The sequence below is a fragment of the Streptomyces sp. genome (assembly GCF_050698815.1).
In the GTDB taxonomy this organism is placed as follows: Bacteria; Actinomycetota; Actinomycetes; order Streptomycetales; family Streptomycetaceae; genus Streptomyces.
The window spans coordinates 1-16,345 of sequence record NZ_JBOHCV010000428.1; the positions used below are offsets into that span (position 1 = coordinate 1).

General features: G+C 71.7%; 13 protein-coding genes. 9 read left to right on the forward strand and 4 right to left on the reverse strand.

Annotated features, from left to right (window positions below):
* The 7 genes from ACRDP3_RS15475 to ACRDP3_RS15505 all read left to right on the forward strand — a co-directional run.
* Positions 1–612: nitroreductase family protein (locus tag ACRDP3_RS15475; RefSeq protein ID WP_431517521.1), on the forward strand; the 612-nt coding region annotated here is incomplete at its 5' end.
* Positions 613–633: 21 nt separating this feature from the next.
* The gene (locus ACRDP3_RS15480) at positions 634–3,411 is read left to right on the forward strand and encodes a lantibiotic dehydratase (protein ID WP_431517522.1); all 2,778 of its coding nucleotides are present in this window, start codon (positions 634–636) and stop codon (positions 3,409–3,411) included.
* Positions 3,399–4,547, forward strand: coding sequence for a lantibiotic dehydratase C-terminal domain-containing protein (locus tag ACRDP3_RS15485; protein WP_431517523.1), 1,149 nt, complete (start codon positions 3,399–3,401; stop codon positions 4,545–4,547). The genes ACRDP3_RS15480 and ACRDP3_RS15485 overlap by 13 nt, the downstream gene beginning before the upstream one ends.
* Positions 4,544–5,656, forward strand: a complete 1,113-nt coding sequence (locus ACRDP3_RS15490) for a peptidase M50 (protein ID WP_431517524.1) — start codon at positions 4,544–4,546, stop codon at positions 5,654–5,656. Before ACRDP3_RS15485 ends, ACRDP3_RS15490 begins: the two co-directional genes overlap by 4 nt.
* A 32-nt stretch (positions 5,657–5,688) precedes the next feature.
* Complete coding sequence (locus ACRDP3_RS15495) at positions 5,689–6,672, forward strand: ATP-binding cassette domain-containing protein (RefSeq protein WP_431517525.1); 984 nt, start codon at positions 5,689–5,691, stop codon at positions 6,670–6,672.
* Positions 6,669–7,424: an ABC transporter permease gene (locus tag ACRDP3_RS15500; RefSeq protein ID WP_431517526.1), complete on the forward strand. Its 756-nt coding sequence runs from the start codon at positions 6,669–6,671 to the stop codon at positions 7,422–7,424. The genes ACRDP3_RS15495 and ACRDP3_RS15500 overlap by 4 nt, the downstream gene beginning before the upstream one ends.
* Positions 7,421–9,367: a TOMM precursor leader peptide-binding protein gene (locus ACRDP3_RS15505; RefSeq protein ID WP_431517527.1), complete on the forward strand. Its 1,947-nt coding sequence runs from the start codon at positions 7,421–7,423 to the stop codon at positions 9,365–9,367. The genes ACRDP3_RS15500 and ACRDP3_RS15505 overlap by 4 nt, the downstream gene beginning before the upstream one ends.
* Before the next feature lie 67 nt (positions 9,368–9,434).
* On the opposite strand, the gene ACRDP3_RS15510 is transcribed toward ACRDP3_RS15505, so the two are convergent.
* A complete protein-coding gene (locus tag ACRDP3_RS15510) occupies positions 9,435–9,611 on the reverse strand; it encodes a thiazolylpeptide-type bacteriocin (RefSeq protein ID WP_431517528.1) in 177 nt (58 codons plus the stop codon).
* 163 nt (positions 9,612–9,774) lie between these two features.
* Here ACRDP3_RS15510 and ACRDP3_RS15515 point away from each other — a divergent pair, with 163 nt between their 5' ends.
* Positions 9,775–11,076 (forward strand): amidohydrolase, encoded by a 1,302-nt coding sequence (locus tag ACRDP3_RS15515; protein WP_431517529.1) that lies wholly within the window; start codon positions 9,775–9,777, stop codon positions 11,074–11,076.
* Positions 11,077–11,262: 186 nt separating this feature from the next.
* Here ACRDP3_RS15515 and ACRDP3_RS15520 read toward each other — a convergent pair whose 3' ends face one another.
* The 3 genes from ACRDP3_RS15520 to ACRDP3_RS15530 all read right to left on the reverse strand — a co-directional run bounded on the left by ACRDP3_RS15520 (position 11,263) and on the right by ACRDP3_RS15530 (position 14,785).
* Positions 11,263–12,189 carry an SCO0930 family lipoprotein gene (locus tag ACRDP3_RS15520; RefSeq protein WP_431517530.1) on the reverse strand — a complete coding sequence of 309 codons (927 nt, stop codon included), beginning with the start codon at positions 12,187–12,189 and terminating at the stop codon, positions 11,263–11,265.
* A 239-nt stretch (positions 12,190–12,428) separates the two neighbouring features.
* Complete coding sequence (locus ACRDP3_RS15525; RefSeq protein WP_431517531.1) at positions 12,429–13,991, reverse strand: NADH-ubiquinone oxidoreductase-F iron-sulfur binding region domain-containing protein; 1,563 nt, start codon at positions 13,989–13,991, stop codon at positions 12,429–12,431.
* Positions 13,988–14,785, reverse strand: coding sequence for a hypothetical protein (locus ACRDP3_RS15530; protein WP_431517532.1), 798 nt, complete (start codon positions 14,783–14,785; stop codon positions 13,988–13,990). The genes ACRDP3_RS15525 and ACRDP3_RS15530 overlap by 4 nt, the downstream gene beginning before the upstream one ends.
* A gap of 502 nt (positions 14,786–15,287) precedes the next feature.
* Here ACRDP3_RS15530 and ACRDP3_RS15535 point away from each other — a divergent pair.
* Entirely contained in the window at positions 15,288–16,250 is a 963-nt protein-coding gene (locus ACRDP3_RS15535; protein ID WP_431517533.1) for a PucR family transcriptional regulator, read from the forward strand.
* Positions 16,251–16,345 lie beyond the last annotated feature (95 nt).

Genomic DNA, 16,345 nt, shown 5'->3' on the forward strand with positions numbered 1-16,345 from the left:
CCCCCCGAACTGCCGCCGATGACCGTGCGCGAGGCGCTGCGCCGCCGCCGCAGCAGCTTCGGCCGCTTCGACGCGAGACGCCCCATCACCGCCGGGCAACTGGGCACGGCGCTGGCCGCCTCCGCCGCCGTGTCGCTGGAGACCGACGCGGAACCTCCGGACGCGCCCCGGCTGACCAAGCTCTACGCCTTCGTCAGTCATGTGGAGGGCGTCGAGCCGGGCGCCTACGAGTACGACCCCACCGCCCACGCCCTGCGCCTGGTGGTGCCCGGTCCGCACGGCGGGTTTCTGCAGCGCAACTACTTCCTCGCCAACTACAACCTCGAGCAGAGCGGTGCGGTGCTCGTCCCCACCGTCCGCACGCGTGCCGTGCTCGACGCGGTCGGCGACCGCGGGTACCGGCTCTACGGGGCCACCGTCGGGGCGGTTTCGCAGGCCTTCTACACCGCCTGCGCGGCCCTCGGCCTCGGGTCGGGCGTCGCGCTCGGCTTCGACAACGACTCCTACATCGAAGAACTCCGCCTCGAGAGAACCGGGGAGACACCGCTGCTGATCATGCTGCTCGGTCATGAGCGGCCGCAGTCCGCCGACTTCCGCTACGAGATCGCCTGACCGGCGATGGGGGAACCCGCCATGACCTCTGTGACGACCTGGGAGCCCGGCCGCCGGTTCATGCTCCGTGTCGCCGGACTGCCCGTCGAGTCCGTCCGCGCGCTGCGCTGCGCCGAAAGCTGCCGATGGGCCGCCGACGTGCTTGCCGCCGAAGACCTGCTGCGCGAGGGCGCCGCCGAACTCAGCGATGTCCTGCACGACTTGGTGACCGCAGGCGACACCGCCGTACGCGGGAGCGGGGACGCGCGCCGGCGCGAACTGCTCGCGCTGCGCCGCCACATCTTCAACAACCGGCTGCCCGCGGATCCCTCGGCGGCCGTGGACCTGGTCACCGGCCTGGACCCGGCCGCGGGAAAGCGCACCGCCGAATGGCTGGGCGACCGGCAGCGGCTGGCGGAACTGCTCGCCGGCGGCGAGCACGTGCTCGCCGCAGACCTGGCCGGAAGCCGCACCGCGCTGCGCGGCCTGATGACCGAACAGCGGCTGCGGCTCGGGCTGCTGCTCGCCTCCCCGACACTGGACGGCCAGCTCGACGGCTACCTGCGCAAAGCCGGATCCGGCGCCCGCCCCGACAAGCGGATGCGGAAGATCGAGCGGTCCCTGCTGTCGTACGTCTACCGGACAGCGTGCAAGACGAGCCCGTTCAGTACCTTCACCGCGGTCGCGACCGGGCTGTTCGAGGAGGCCGCCGACGGCACCGAGGACGGCGAGGACGCGGCGATCCGCCCGGCACCGGACTGGACGAGCCACGCCCGTCTCAATGTGGTGGTGCTCGGCAGGCTTGCCGAACTGATCCTCGCCGACCCCGCGCGGCGCGGAGACCTTCCCGTCCGCCTCGCCTCCGGCTGGGGACGGGACGAGGACCGGGTCAGGTACGTGCGCCGCTGGGTGACGGCCGGCGACGACGACGCCACCGTCACCTTCGACTCGGTCAAGGACCGGCTGTTCTTCCTGCGCCGCAGCGGCATCCTGGACCGGCTGTTCGGCCTGTTCGAGGACCGTCCGGAGCTGCGCTATCATGAGCTGGTCGACTGGCTGAGCACCGAGCACGACGCGCCGGCCGAGCAGAGCGAGACCTATGTGTCCGCGCTGCTCCAGCTCGGCATGGTGCGGGTGCCCTGCCTGGACACCGACGTGCACGGTGAGGATCCGCTGCGCTCCTTCCAGCAGGCCCTGCGCACCCTCGACCGCCCCTGGGCGGACGTGATCGCGAACGGCCTGGACGGCCCGGTCGCGGCCATCGACGCCTTCCCGGACCAGGACGCCTCCCAACGGACAGCGCTGCTAGGGGAGTTGCGTGAACGGCTGCAGCGCTTGCAGCGGCAGCTCGGCGGGGACGAGGCGACCCTGCCGCAGACCCTGCTCTACGAGGACGTCAGCGCGGGGCGCGACCTGGCGTGCGGGCTGCGGTCCTGGACCGGGCGGACGGGCGGCGAGCTGCGTGCCGTGGAGAGCATCCTCCCGGCCTTCGACCTCACGCTGCCGCAACGGGTCACCTTCAAGGGCTTCTTTCTGGCCCGCTACGGCCGCGGCGGGCGGTGCGAGGACCTCCTCGGACTCGTGCACGACTTCCACGAGGACTTCTTCGACCAGTACCTGTCCTTCACCGCGAAGCGCCGGGCGTTCGACGACCGGGGTGAGTACGTGGCGGAGGAGAACTGGCTGAAGCTGCCCGGCATCAAGGCGATCGACTCGGCCCGCCGGGTGTTCGTCGACCGGATGCGCACGCTGTGGTCCGAGGGCGGGGAATCGGCCGAACTACGGCTCCACGAGGAGCACATCGAGGAGGTGGCCGCGGAACTCACCCCGGTCGCCCCGGGCTTCGCACCGCAGAGCCACCATCTCCAGCTGGCGCGCGAGAACGGTGACTCCCTGGTCGTGCTCAACCGCTCCTACGGGGGCATGTCCTTCCCCTTCAGCCGCTTCACCCACGTCTACGGCCAGAGCGGCCAGGACGGCCAGGACGGCGGAGAGAACCTGTCGGACACGCTGCGACAGACCGCTACCGCGATGGCGCCCGAGAACGCCGTGCTGGCCGAGGTCACCGGCGGCGCGGTCACCAGCAACCTCAACCTGCACGGCCGGCTGACCGACTACGAGATCGTGTGCCCCGGCGAGACCTCCACGGTTCCGGAGGAGGCCCGCATCCACCTCGCCGACCTGTACCTCGACCACGACGAGGCCGCCGACCGGCTGGTGCTGCGGTCCCGGCGGCTGGGGCGTGAAGTCATCCCCGTCTACCTCGGCTACCTGGTGCCGATCGCTCTGCCGGAGATCTCCCGCACCCTGCTGCTGCTCTCGCCGACCTCGATAGCGCGGCTGGACGTCTGGGGAGGGGTTCCGGAGGCCACGGCGCAGGAGGGAGTGACGGTACGGCCGCGGGTGCGCTACGGCGACCTCGTACTGAGCCGCCGCAGCTGGACCACGACCGCGGCCGTACTGCCCGGCCGGCAGCAGCCCGGCGTCGCAGAGCACACCTGGTTCCTCGACTGGCAGCGCTGGCGACGCCGGCACGGCCTGCCCGCACAGGTGTTCGCGACGGTCTCCAGTGGGTCGCGGGGCCCCGCCGGAGCCAAGCCGCAGTACCTGGACTTCGACAGCTGCCTCTCCCTGACGGCTTTCGAGGCACTGCTCAAGAGCGACGCCGACGGCGAGGGCAGGGTCGTCCTGAGGGAGATGCTCCCCACCGAGGACGGACTGCACGTGCGGTCCGAGCGGGGCAGCCATGTCGCCGAACTGGCCGTCGAGACCTTCACCTCGACCCGACCCGCGAAGGACGTGCCCGCATGTCAGAGCTGACTTCCCACAGCGAGCACCCGGGCCCGGTCCCCGACGGCGGCCACGGCGAGTGGCAGGCGATCCACATCTTCTACGCCGCCAGCCCGCAACCGCTGCTGGTCAACTGCGTCCGTCCGCTGATCGCCGGTCTCCACGCCGACGGACTGCTGGCCGGGCACTTCTTCCTCAACTACTGGCTCGAGGGGCCCCACGTACGGCTCCGGCTCAAGCCCGCCTCGCCCGCCGCCACCGCCGAGGTGCGCCGCCGGGCCGAGGAGGCCATCGACGAGTTCCTGCGCACGCGACCTGCCCTCTACGAGGTCGACACCGGCTTCCTCAACGAGTTCTACAACACGCTGTTCGAGATCGAGTTCCCCCAGGGCGACCGCAGCCCCTTCATGGGTGAGGACGGCCGGATGAACCTGCGGCCGAACAATTCCCGCTTCTACCAGCCCTACGAGCCCGAGTACGCGAAGTACGGCGGACCGGCCGGGGTCGACCTCGCCGAATGGCACTTCGCGCACTCCAGCGACCTCGTCATGGCGGCGCTGGGCACCATGAACCTCCACCTGCGGACAGTGCTTCTGGGCACGTCCGCCCAGCTGATGATGGTGATGCTGAGCTGTTTTCTGCCCGAGGACGGGAAACAGGCGGACTACCTCGACCAGTACTACGAATTCTGGCACCGCGCGTTCCCCGGCACCGGATTCATCGGATCGAAGGAGTACGACCACAGTTTCGCGGAGACGGCTCCCGGCCTCGGCCGGCGCTACCGCGAGATCCGCGGGGCCGTGGCGGCCATGCGTTCGGCGCGGGCCGGGCAGCCGGCGGATACCGGTGAACTCGGGCGGCTGCCCGCCTTCCTGCGCGGCTGGTCCGAACACTGCCTGGAACTGCGCGAGCGTGTCGTCGCCCTGGCCGGACGCGGTGATCTGCGCTTCACCCCTCCGGACGCCCCGCCGGCGGACGCGCAGGCCGAGCCGGTCACAGATCTGGCCGTCGTGCTGCCGACGCTGCTGTCCCCCTATATGCACATGACCAACAACCGGCTGCATGTGACGATCCGCGACGAGGCGTATCTCGCGCACGTGCTCGGACGGGTGCTCCGTGCCGACCTCGAGAGCGAGCAGGCGCCCGCACCGGTGGTGAGACCGTGACCGCCGAGGGCGCCGGGCTGCTCTCCCACCGTCCCGCGCTCCGTTCCGAAGTGCTGCTCAGCCCGCCGCTGCTGCGGGCGGCCGCGACCGTGCACCTGATCAAGGACCCGGTCAGCGGCACCTCCTTCGAGGTGGGCGCCAGGGAACACTTCCTCATCTCCCGGCTGGACGGCGGGCGCAGTCTCGAGGAGATCGGCGCGGAGTACGCACGGAGCTTCGGCAAACGGCTGGGCGAGGCCAACTGGCAGCAGCTGCTGGCACTTCTGGGCAGCCGTGGCCTCCTGGCCGGTGCCCCACGCCGGCCGCGCCCCGGGGAGCCGCAGAGCGGCAGGCGTCAAGGAGGAGTGCTCCGGGGCAGGTTGCGGCTGGTCGCCGACGCCGGGGCGACCACCGGCCGGCTGCACCGCGTGCTGCGTCCGCTGCTGCGTCCGCAGGTGCTGCTGCCGCTGCTCGGCCTCGTCGTGGCCATGGAGGTGCTGCTCGCCGCGCGGGTCGGCGAGCTGGCCCGGGACACCTGGTGGCTGTTCCGGCACCCTGTCGCACTGCTGGCCGTCTGCGTCGTGATCTGGTTCAGCATCGCCCTGCACGAGCTCGCGCACGGCGTCGCCGCCCGCCACTACGGCGGAACGGTCAGCGAGATCGGACTGCGCTGGCGGCTGCCGATGGCGATCATGTACTGCACCGTCGACAACTACCTGTATCTGCGCCGCCGCAGGCACCAGCTGGCCATCGCCGGTGCGGGTGCCTTCGTGAACCTGCTGTTGCTGCTTCCCTTCCTGGGCTGGTGGTCCGCGCTGCCGCCGGAGGATTCCACCCGCAGAGTCCTCTCCGGCCTGCTGCTGCTCGGCAGCTTCCAGGCACTGGTGAATCTGGTGCCGTTGCCGCCCCTGGACGGCTACGCCATGCTCAGCCACGCTCTGCGCGTCTCCGGCTACGCGCCGGAGAGCGGACGGTACCTCCGGCTGCGGATGCGGGACCGGGCTGCCGCCGCCGCCTATCCGCGCCGGGCGCGGACTCTCTACACCGTGTACGGGATCGGTTCGGCGGTCCTTGTCTGCACCATGCTGGCGGGGGTGATGACCGCTGCCGTTTTCCTGCTAGTTCCATGACGAGCTGTCAGCACCGAGGGGCACGGAATCACATGACCGAGGCAAGGGCTCTGCCGAGCGAACGGCACGAGGCATCACCGGACACGACGATCGTCATCGAGGAGGTACGCAAACGCTACGGCGGTCACCAGGCCGTCGCGGGGGTGTCGCTGGAGGTGCGACGAGGCGAGTTCTTCGGTCTCCTCGGCCCCAACGGAGCGGGGAAGACGACGCTCGTGGAGATCATGGAGGGCTTGCGCGAGGCGGACTCCGGGACGGTCACCGTCCTGGGCCGCTCCCCCTGGCCGCGCGATGTCGCGCTGCTGCCGCGCATGGGTGTGCAGACCCAGTCCTCGGCCTTCTTCGTGCGCCAGACGGCCCGCGAGCACCTGTCCACCGTCGCCGCGCTCTTCGGCGTCGGAAAGCAGGCCGCGGGCGACGCGCTGAGCGCCGTCGGGCTCACCGCACAGCGCGATGTGATGGTCGAGAACCTCTCCGGCGGCCAGCGCCAGCGGCTGGCGATCGCGTCCGCGCTCGTGCACGAGCCGGAACTGATCTTCCTCGACGAGCCGACGGCGGCGCTGGACCCGCAGGCCCGGCGTGACCTGTGGGAGGTGCTGCGCGGCCTGAAGAAACGGGGGCGCACCATCGTCTACACCACCCACCACCTGGACGAGGCCGAGGCCCTGTGCGACCGGGTCGCCATCCTCATCGACGGGTCGGTCGCCGCCCTGGACTCACCGCACAACCTGGTGGCCAAGGCCGGTGCGCCGACCCGGCTGATGATCCCCGCCGGACGGCTGAGCCCCGAGCGGGCGCTGGAGATCCCGGGCGTCGAACGGGCCACGGTCCAGGGCGGTTCGCTCGTCCTGGAGACGCGGGTCTCCGGCCAGGTCCTCACGGCGGTCGACAAGCTCGGCGGTCTGACCGGCGTGCAGACCCGCACCGCCACCCTCGAGGACGTCTACCTCGAACTCACGGGATCCCGTACCGGGACCGGCCCGGACAGCGACGACGACACGGAGCGGCAGGCATGAGCGCGTACGCGGCACTGACAGGAGCCGGATACCGGGCGCAGATCCGGGACAAGGCCACCCTCTTCTTCACCTTCGCCTTCCCGCTGATCTTCCTCGTCGTGTTCGGGGTGATCTTCAGCGGCCAGGACGTGGACGAGACGGGCCGCCCGTACATCTCCTACATCGCGCCCGGCGTGATGTCCTGGGGCGTCGCCACCGCGGCCGTCTTCAGCGTGGCCTTCACGCTGATGCAGTGGCGGCGCGACGACCTGCTGCGGCTCATCCGGATGACGCCGACGAGGCTGCCGTCCGTGCTCGGCTCCCGGTACGTGCTGGCGCTGGCCGTCGGTGTCGTGCAGGCCGTGCTGTTCGTCGGTATCGCGATGCTGCCGCCGTTCGGCCTGGAGCTGAACGGCGACTGGCCGCTGGTGCTGCCCGCCCTGGTGTTCGGCATCACCGCGTTCCTCACCATCGGTGTGGTCATCGGATCCGTGGCCGACACTCCGGAAGCGGTCGCCGCCATCGCCAACTGCCTCATGGTTCCGATGGCGTTCCTGTCCGGTTCCTTCCTGCCGATCGACATGCTGCCCTCCTGGCTGCAGACCATGTCCCGGATACTGCCGCTGCGTTACCTCAACGACGCGGCCGCAGCGGCGCTCACCGGCCGCGGCGACATGGGCGACATCGTCATGGGCTGCGGCGGACTCATCGCCTTCACCGTCATCTTCGGCGCGGTCGCGCTCAAGACCTTCCGCTGGAGCAACAGGGCATGACCACCACGTCCGTCACGGACGGCACCCCACTGGAGGCCGCCCGCCACCGGCTGCAGAGAGCCCTGGGCGAACGATGCGCGGGGGAGCGGGTGCCACTCGTGGTGCCGCTGGGAGCGGGCGACGCGCTGGGAGCCGCCCAGGGCGACCCGTACGCCGCCGTACGCGCCGGCGCCGCCGTCCATCTCACCGTCCAGGCGGTCCTGGTGGGCCCCTGGGGCGGCGACGGTACGGCGCCGGCCTGCGGGCGCTGTCTGGCCATGCGCTGGCAGCGACTGCGCACCCGTACCGAACGGGACGCGCTGGAGACCGGCAGCGGTATGCGGGCCACCGGCGACTGGCCGCTGCTGCCGGAGTACGCCCTCGACGCCGTGGGCGCCCTGTACGAGGCGGTCCTGCGCCCCGGCGGCCGGGCGCCGGGCGCGGGGCTGACCCCGGCCGACCGGGCGCTGCCCCAGGTCTCCCGGCTGGACCTGGAGACCCTCGCGGTAGGGACGTATCCGCTGCTCGCCGACCCGCTCTGCCCGGACTGCGGACCGCGCGACCCCGCCACCGGGCAGGGCGTCCCCCTGCCGCTGGTCAGCCGGCCCAAACCGGATCCGGACTCCTACCGGATGCGGGCGGCGTCCTCCTACCCGATGCCGGTCACCGCGCTTGCCAATCCGGTCACCGGCATGCTCGGCGCCGGCACCTGGATCAACGTCACCTCGCCGACCACCGCGCCCGTCGCGGGCAGCGTCTTCATGCGCGGCTACGCGGGTCTGACCGACGTCACCTGGAGCGGTCAGGCCAACGGCTTCGACGCCAGCCGCGACCTCGCCTTCCTGGAAGGGCTGGAACGCTACGCCGGAACCCACCGGCGGTGCGGCACCACCCTGCTCACGGAGGCGTACAGCGCAGTGGCCGACGAGGCGCTCGACCCGGCCGCGTGCGGTTTCTACGCGCCGGAGACCTACCGCGAGGACCCGATGCTCAGCCCGTTCGACCCGGACCGCGAGATCCCGTGGGTGTGGGGTCATTCGCTGGGCGAGAACCGTCCCGTCCTCGTGCCGGCCCGGCTGGTCTACTACAGCGCCGGTCTCGCCGCCGACAACTTCGTCTTCGAATGCTCCAACGGCTGCGCCATCGGCAGCTGCCTGGAGGAGGCGGTGCTGGGCGGGCTGCTGGAACTCATCGAGCGGGACGCCTTCCTGCTGGCCTGGTACGGCGGCACTCCGCTCCCCGAGATCGATCTGGCCTCGGTGAGCGGCGGCACCGTCACGGCGATGACCGACCGGGCGGCCCTGCAGGGCTACGACGTCCGCGCCTTCGACAACCGCATCGATCTCACGGTGCCCGTCGTGACCGCCCTGGCCGTACGGCGGGACGGCGGGCCCGGCAGCTTCTCCTTCGGCGCCGGGGCGGGCCTGGACCCCGAGGCGGCCGTGGAGAGCGCGTTGTCCGAGGTGCTCACCTACATCCCGCACCTGCCCCGGCAGGTGGAGGAGCGCCGCGGCGAACTCGAGGCCATGGCAGCGGACTTCGGGAAGGTACTGCACCTGAAGGACCACGCGCAGCTGTACGGGCTGCCGCGGATGGCCGAGCACGTCCGCGGCTACCTGGAGCCCAGAACGCGGCGGCCGGTGGAGGAGCTGTACGGCGACTGGCAGGAGCGGCACCGGCCGCGCACCGGCGACCTGCTCGACGATGTCGCGCTCTGCCGGGACCAGCTGCTGCTGGCCGGCCACGACGTGATCGTCGTGGACCAGACGACGCCGGAGCAGCGGCGCATCGGCCTGTGCACGGTGAGCACCATCGTGCCGGGACTGCTGCCCATCGACTTCGGCTGGTCGCGTCAGCGCGCCCCGCTGATGCCCCGGTTGCGCACCGCGGCCCGGCGGGCGGGGCTGCGCGCGGCGGACCTGACGGACGCGGAGATCCGCCGGGTGCCGCACCCCTTCCCGTAACGGGACGCAGGCGGCCCCCTCCGACCGGAGGGAGCCGCCTGCCCGTGCTGTGTCCGCGTGCCGGGTGTCAGGCGCTGCAGGAGGTGGTGCTGGTCGTCGAGGAGCAGGTCGAGGTGGACGAGCAGCTCGTCGAACCGGCGAGGACGACCTCGCTCGCGTCCGAGTAGTCCGAGATCTCGAAGGTCTCCGACTCCAGCTCCAGGATCTCGTCCGCGAGGGAGACGAGGGAGGACTTCTCAGCCATGGGGACTCCTTTATGGAAGGCCGGCCGCCGGTCGTCCCGGTGGCCGAGGTGTGCTCCCATTCCAGCCCACCGCGCTGGCAGATGAATCGGTCTTCCGCTGACATCCCGCTGACACCAGGTGTCAGCGGGATGCCAGGGCGCTCCGGGGATCACTGCTGCAAGGATGGTTCCCGTGAGCCGACCCGTCGCCTACACCGGCGAGAACGCCCCCGTACTGGACGGGCTGCGGGAGATCCTCAGCCCGCTCCTCGCCTTCTACCTCGACCTGCATCAGCACCCGGAGCTGTCCGGCCGGGAGAGCCGCACCGCGGCCCGGTTCGCGGACTGGCTGGCGGGGGAGCGGTACGAGGTGACCCGCGGGGTCGGCGGCCACGGTGTCGTGGGCCTGCTGCGCAACGGCTCCGGTCCGCGGATCATGCTGCGTACCGAACTGGACGCCCTGCCGGTGCGGGAGCGCACCGGCCTCGCCTACGCCAGCGACGGCCCCGTGATGCACGCCTGCGGCCACGACCTGCACGCGGCGGCCGTGGCCGGAGCCGCGACGCTGCTCGCGCGGGCCACCGACCATTGGCGTGGCACCGTGATGATCGTCGGGCAGCCCGCCGAGGAGACCCTCGAGGGCGCCGAAGCGATGCTGCGGGACGGCCTGTACGAACGGTTCGGGCGACCCGGCACCGTCCTCGCCCAGCACGCCGCGCCGCTCCCGGCCGGCATGGTCGCGCACGCCCGTGAGCACGGTCCGCTGCTGGCGGGCAGCGTCGGCATGGACGTCGTCATCCACGGACGCGGCGGGCACGCCGGCGCCCCTCACCTGGCCGTCGACCCGGTGCTGACCGCGGCGGCCGTCGTGCTGCGGCTGCAGGGCGTGGTCTCGCGGGAGACGGCGCCGGCGGAGCAGGCGGTGCTCACCGTCGGCTGCCTCAACGCGGGTTCGCACAGCAACGTGGTGGCCGACCGGGCCACTCTCGGCCTCACCGTCCGTGCGCTGTCGGAGACTTCACTGGACCGGCTGACGGCGGCGGTGGAGCGGATCGTCGGGGCCGAGTGCACCGCGTCCGGGTGTCCGCGGGAGCCGGAGATCACCGTCGTCTCCCGCTCGCCGGTCACCGTCCCCGACCATGAGGCGACGGGGGCCGTGCGGCGTGCCCACAGCGCGCTCTACGGTCCGCAGCGGGTGTCCACCTGGCCTCCCGCCATGGCGACCGAGGACTTCCCGCGCTACGCGGACGAGGAGTTCGCGGGCCAGGAGCCGACGGGCATCGGGCTCGTGTACTGGATGCTGGGGGTGGTGGGAGCCGGACAGTGGTCCCGGGCGCCCGGCGCCGGCGCGGCCGAGAAGCTCGCGGCGCTGCCGGCCAATCACTCACCCGAGTTCGCCCCGGACGCCCGCGCCGCTCTCCCGATGGGCGTGACGGCGATGACGGCGGCGGCGCTGGCCCGGCTGGGGGAACCGCCCCACCCGTGATGTCGCGCCCCACGGCGCCCACCACGCGCGCCGCTGCCGGCGCCGCGGTGTCAACAGGACCCGCCCCCGGCGCCGTTCGCCCCGGGCACGGGTGGCGCGGGGGCGGTTCGGGGCGCTCGGGGGCGGGTCAGTGGCCGCTCACGCGGGTTGCCGTCCGCGGAGGGCGGGTCGGGGCGATCAGGCCGGTCAGGGGGTCACCCCGGCCTTCTTGCCCTGGTTGGTGACGGCGTGCCAGAGGCCCGCCTTGCCCTGCCCGTTGGTGTCGCCGGGCTCCGTGTCGCCGGTGAACCAGTAGACGGGCCAGCAGTCGATGGTCAGCTGCTTGCTGCCGTCCTTGCGCGTGTAGGTGCCCACCAGCTTCTTGTTCACCCCGCTCAGCTTGGCTTTGGAGACCGGCTTGGCCGGCTTCCAGGTGTCCAGGCAGGCGCCCTGGCAGTTGGACTTCATCGGCCAGGCGGAGTCCTTGTCGAACCGGTAGAGCGTCCTGCCGTTCGCGTCGTTGAGTATCCGGCCCAGGTCGGCGTCGTCGACGGCCTTGAGCTGGGTGGCGTTCTTCGCGGTCGCCCTCTTGCCGTCGGGAGCCAGGGCGTTCCAGGTGCCACCGACGCCGTGCCCCTTGGTGTCGCCCGGCTTGGTGTCCTTCGCGTACCGGTAGACGGGCCAGCCGCCGAGGGTCAGCTGCCAGGATCCGTCGGTGCGCTCGACCTTGCCCAGTTTGTCCGCCTCGATGCCCAGGGACGCCTCGGCGTCCTTGGCCGGTACGGGCGGCCACGCCGTAGCGCATTTGCCGTCGCAGTTGGACTGGGAGGGTGCGGCGCTGTCCTCGTCGAAGCGGTAGAGCGTCCAGCCCTTGCTGTCGGTGACGACCTGGCCCAGCTTGCCCGTGTTCTTCACGTCGAGGGTCTTGGCAGGGGCGGTCTTCTTCCCCTTGCTTCCGGCCTTGGAGCCCGAATCGGAGCCGTCCCCCGAGTCTCCGTATCCGTCGGCGGCGGCCTGGTTGCCCGCCGGCTCGATGTCACCCTGAGCGGAGTTGTCGCCGGAACCGCACCCCGTTGCGAACATCGCCAGGGCGACCGCGGTCCCGGCCAGTGCCAGGTGACGCTGCTTCCTCATGACCGCTCCTTCAGCACTCGACTGTGTGACTGGCAGTGAGTTTGGTGCAGGGGTCCGGCAGGCGGCGGGAAGTTGTCGGAACGTGCCAACGCACCGATTCCGGTGAACCCGCGGCCGGGTGTATACGTACGCCGCTCGTGCGGCACCCCCGGCCCGGGCTCTCGTCCCGCGCCGGGAAGCGCCGCATACCGGACCACGTACCGGACCCCGGACCGCACCGCAGGCCGCTGTACGCGGCCTCATTCCTCGATGCGCAGCGCCAGGGCCGGACAGCGGCGTACGGCACGCTGGGCCTGCTTGCGCTGGTAGGCGGGCACCTCGGCGGAGGCGGTGGCGGGGAAGCCGTCGGAATCCAGCTGGATCACGTCCGGAACCAGCCCCGCGCACAGCCCGTGGCCCTGGCACAGCGTCCAGTTGACGATGAGCCGTTCCTTCTTCTGCTCCCGCACCGCGGTGTCGCCGGCGCGGCCGGCGCGGATGCCCCGGCCGCCACCTGTGCCCGTCACTTCGCCGGGGACCGCCAGCCTGCCGAGCACGGGACGGCCGCACCCACGGCCGCGGGCGTGCTCCGCGAACTCCTCGGGAAAGGTCTCGAGCGCCGAGACCACGAGCCGCGCCGTGCCGTCGGGATGGCTGCAGGCGCCGCGTTTGGTGACGGCGGCGGACCGCGCCCGTACGGTTTCCAGGGCGGCCTCCCCGCCGCCGTCGGCCGCCCGTGCCAGCGCGTCGGCCAGCGCCGGGAGCCCCAGCACGCAGGGTCCGCACTGGCCTGCCGACTCCTTCGCCATCCAGCGGGCCACCCGCACCAGCTCGCCGACCGGACAGGTCTCTTCGGGCAGCGGCAGCACCGCGCCCGCGCCGAAGGCGGAGCCCAGAGCGGTGAGCGACTCGCGGGAGACCCGTGCCGTCCAGGCGGCGTCCTTGTCCAGCCACTTGCCGTGGTAGCCGCCGACCAGCACACCTTGTCCGGGGTCCAGGCCGCACAGTCCCAGCAAGTAGGCGAGCGGCGCCCCGGTCGGCGTCTCCACCACCCGCTCCCCGGCGACGGTCAGCAGGACCGTGCCCGGTTCGGTGGGCAGCCCGACGGCCCGGTATTCCAGCGCGCCGAGGCGGGCGGAGACGGCGAACTGGGCGAAGGTCTCGGTGTTCGACAGCAGCGTCGGCAGGCCCGCGACGCCGCTCTCGCTCGAGCGGATGCTGCGGCCGGAGGGCAGTACGGGCAACTGGTTGAGACCGTTGACGAGGGCGGTGGACTCCCCGCTGACGAATCGTTGGGGATGCCGGACCACGCGTACGCGCGGATTGGCGGGGCCGCGTTCGGCGGCCGCGTCCAGTACCGAGCGCTCCACATCCGCCCTGGTGACGGCGACGGTCACCTCATCGGCGCCGAGCGCGCGGGCGGCCAGCAGTGCGCCGTCCAGCACCAGATGCGGGGAGTAGAGCAGCAGAGCGGTGTCCTTGAGGCAACTCGGCTCGCCCTCGCTGCCGTTGACGACGATGGCCGTACGCGCCTCCTGGCGCCGGAACGCCGACTCGATCACGGCACGGAGCTTGCGCGCGAACGGGAAGCCCGCGCCGCCCCGGCCCCGCAGGTCGATGTTCTCCGCGAGGCCGACGAGTTCCTCCGCGCGCAGGTCGGGGAGCGAGCCGTGCACCGTCAGATGGCGGACACGGTCCAGCCGCCCGGTCCAGCCCGCGCCGGTGCCCAGGCCCGCCAGCAGCCGCGGCTGCCCGTAGGAGGCCAGGGCAGGCATCGCGCCCGCGGTGGAGGTGGTCACGGGGGAGGGCAGGACAGAGGTCACGGTTGCTCCTTCTTGCGTGTGCTGATTCGTGGTGCGCCGCGCCGCGGTACGAGCCGCATCGTGAGCACCGCGGTCACTCCGGCCAGGCACACGACGTACCCCGCCATCACCCACCACTCCACGCCGCGCCCGGCGCGCAGGCCGTGCACCACGGCGACGCCCCAGGCCAGGTAGGCGCACATGTGCATCGCCCGCCACCAGCGGGAGCGGCCGTTCCGGGCGAACACCCCTCGTACGGCGCCGGTCACGGCGACGGCCAGGAAGAGGTATCCGGCGACCGTGCCCAGTCCGACCACGAACGACTGCGGGGCGCCGGGCAGGAACGGCACCGCCGCCGACACCGAACTCGTCGACCCCGCGGTGACCTTCGCCCAGATGTGCAGGCCGAGGAAGCCCAGCCCGGCCACGGCGGTGCCCCGGTGCACCGCCTGCGCGACCAGCCGGTGGCCGGGGCCGAGGACGAGCCGGTCGGTGGCGGCCAGGCCCCACAGCACGCTGGCCGTCAGCGACAACAGGGCGATCACCCCGGCCGAGTAGTCGAGGAAGTACACCAGCCGGACGATCGAGCGCTCGCTGATCGCGAGGAAGAGGGCCAGGGCGGCGACGATCCCGAAGGCGGTGTACCGCGGACCGACGCGGGTGCCGAGGGTGTCTGCGGTGTCTCTGGCGGGGCCTCTTCCGGCCGGGCCTCTCCGGGCGGGGCCTCTCTTGGCGGCGCCTCGCCTGGTGGTGGTGATCGCCGAGGAGCGGCGGCCTCGCGTCGGGCGGGCCCGCTCGAGCTGTTCTGGGGGCATCGGGATCAATCCGATCGCACTGTCGCCGAACCCCGACCTGACCCTCGGTCCCGCATCTGGCCTATACCGCAAAGCTGTTGAACGGGAAAGGACCGGTGACGTTCCGGTGTGTGCTCTCTACTTTGCGCGACCAAAATGCGGTGGTCGGGATGTTGCAGCATCTCTAAACTCCCCGGGACCTTCACAGGATTTATCGCTCTGTGACAAATTCCTGCAGTGGGATCGCCGCCGCACCCCGTGGTGCCGATGATGCGCAGTCAGGGGAAGCAGGGGGACCCTCAACTCCGGAGCCGGGGCGGGACACCGGCATCGGAGGCAACCTCCGCGGGCCTGTCACTCCCGTGCACCGCAGGCCCAACCCGGCAGGAACGAGGTAGAGATGTGCGAAGTTCTAAACCGCATCTGGTCTCGCCCACGTGGCGAGTGGACGCGCGTTCTGAGAAAGGAGCTGCCGACACTCGCTGACCAGGTGGTGGACGCACTCCAGTACAGCATTCCGGCAATGTCGGAACTTCTGCGGGAAATTGACCGCGAAGACGCCCAATGGGCCCTGGAACAGGCATTGCTGACAGCACTCGGGTACCAGCGTCAGGAGATCAGGAACATGGCCGGTGAAAACGCGTCGACGGGTCCTGTCGCGGCAGCCGTGCCCATCGACCGGGCACGCCGGCAACTGTTCACGATCCTGCTGGGAGAGGAGGAGATTCCGGAGCTGCGGCTGACCGAGCTGGCCCGGTCCGCGAGATGGCCGCTGCCCGACACGGTTCGTGCCGTCGCGCTGGCCTCCCCTTGCGAAGTACCGCAGCTGGCCGCTGCGTTCGGTAACGCACTGGTCAGCCCGGTCGAGGGCGAGCTGTGCCTGCTCGTGCCCGACCCGGATGAGGACCGGGAGGCACTGGAGGGCCTGCTGCGCGGCCGTACCGCGGCGGTCGGGCACACCGTGCCGCTGAGCGACGCGGGTTCCTCGGTGCGCTGGGCCCGGCGGCTGCTGGAGCTGACACCGCCCGGCGCGCCGGGCGGCGGCATCGGCGGTGGCTCGGAAGGGAAGGTCCTCTTCGTCGACGATCATCTGTCCATGCTGCTGCTGCTCCAAGACGAATCCCTCGCCGCCGCCCTCTCCTCCCGCTGGCTCGGCCCGCTCGCCGAACTCACCCCCCGTCAGAGCGAGCGGCTGGAAGTCACACTGCTGGCGTGGCTGGAGGGCGGGGGAGCACCGGAGGCGGCGAAGACGCTGCAGGTGCACCCGCAGACCGTGCGGTACAGGCTGCGTCAGATCGAGAAGCTCTTCGGCTCGGCACTGCGTGATCCGCGGACCCGCTTCGAGCTGGAGATGACGTTGCGCGGCCGGCGGATGCTGGGACAGATCCGGCGCCACCGCACCATGGCCGGACGAAGGGCGCGCGCCGCCACCGCGGGCATCCGCCCCCTGGGCGTGGCGCGCGAGGCCCGGGTCAACGGCCTGTGACCCCAGGCTGATCCGGAGCTCCACCGCACCTGCACAAGGGCGAAGGCCCCGGACACAGATCACGATCTGTGTCCGGGGCCTTCGTTTCGCCCCCC

Excerpts from the sequence above, each read along its gene's own strand:
- ACRDP3_RS15505 (WP_431517527.1), top strand. The coding sequence starts at position 7,421 with ATGACCACCACGTCCGTCACGGACGGCACCCCACTGGAGGCCGCCCGC.
- ACRDP3_RS15520 (WP_431517530.1), bottom strand. The coding sequence starts at position 12,189 with ATGAGGAAGCAGCGTCACCTGGCACTGGCCGGGACCGCGGTCGCCCTG.
- ACRDP3_RS15480 (WP_431517522.1), top strand. The coding sequence starts at position 634 with ATGACCTCTGTGACGACCTGGGAGCCCGGCCGCCGGTTCATGCTCCGT.
- ACRDP3_RS15500 (WP_431517526.1), top strand. The coding sequence starts at position 6,669 with ATGAGCGCGTACGCGGCACTGACAGGAGCCGGATACCGGGCGCAGATC.
- ACRDP3_RS15510 (WP_431517528.1), bottom strand. The coding sequence starts at position 9,611 with ATGGCTGAGAAGTCCTCCCTCGTCTCCCTCGCGGACGAGATCCTGGAG.
- ACRDP3_RS15515 (WP_431517529.1), top strand. The coding sequence starts at position 9,775 with ATGGTTCCCGTGAGCCGACCCGTCGCCTACACCGGCGAGAACGCCCCC.
- ACRDP3_RS15530 (WP_431517532.1), bottom strand. The coding sequence starts at position 14,785 with ATGCCCCCAGAACAGCTCGAGCGGGCCCGCCCGACGCGAGGCCGCCGC.
- ACRDP3_RS15485 (WP_431517523.1), top strand. The coding sequence starts at position 3,399 with ATGTCAGAGCTGACTTCCCACAGCGAGCACCCGGGCCCGGTCCCCGAC.
- ACRDP3_RS15535 (WP_431517533.1), top strand. The coding sequence starts at position 15,288 with ATGTCGGAACTTCTGCGGGAAATTGACCGCGAAGACGCCCAATGGGCC.
- ACRDP3_RS15495 (WP_431517525.1), top strand. The coding sequence starts at position 5,689 with ATGACCGAGGCAAGGGCTCTGCCGAGCGAACGGCACGAGGCATCACCG.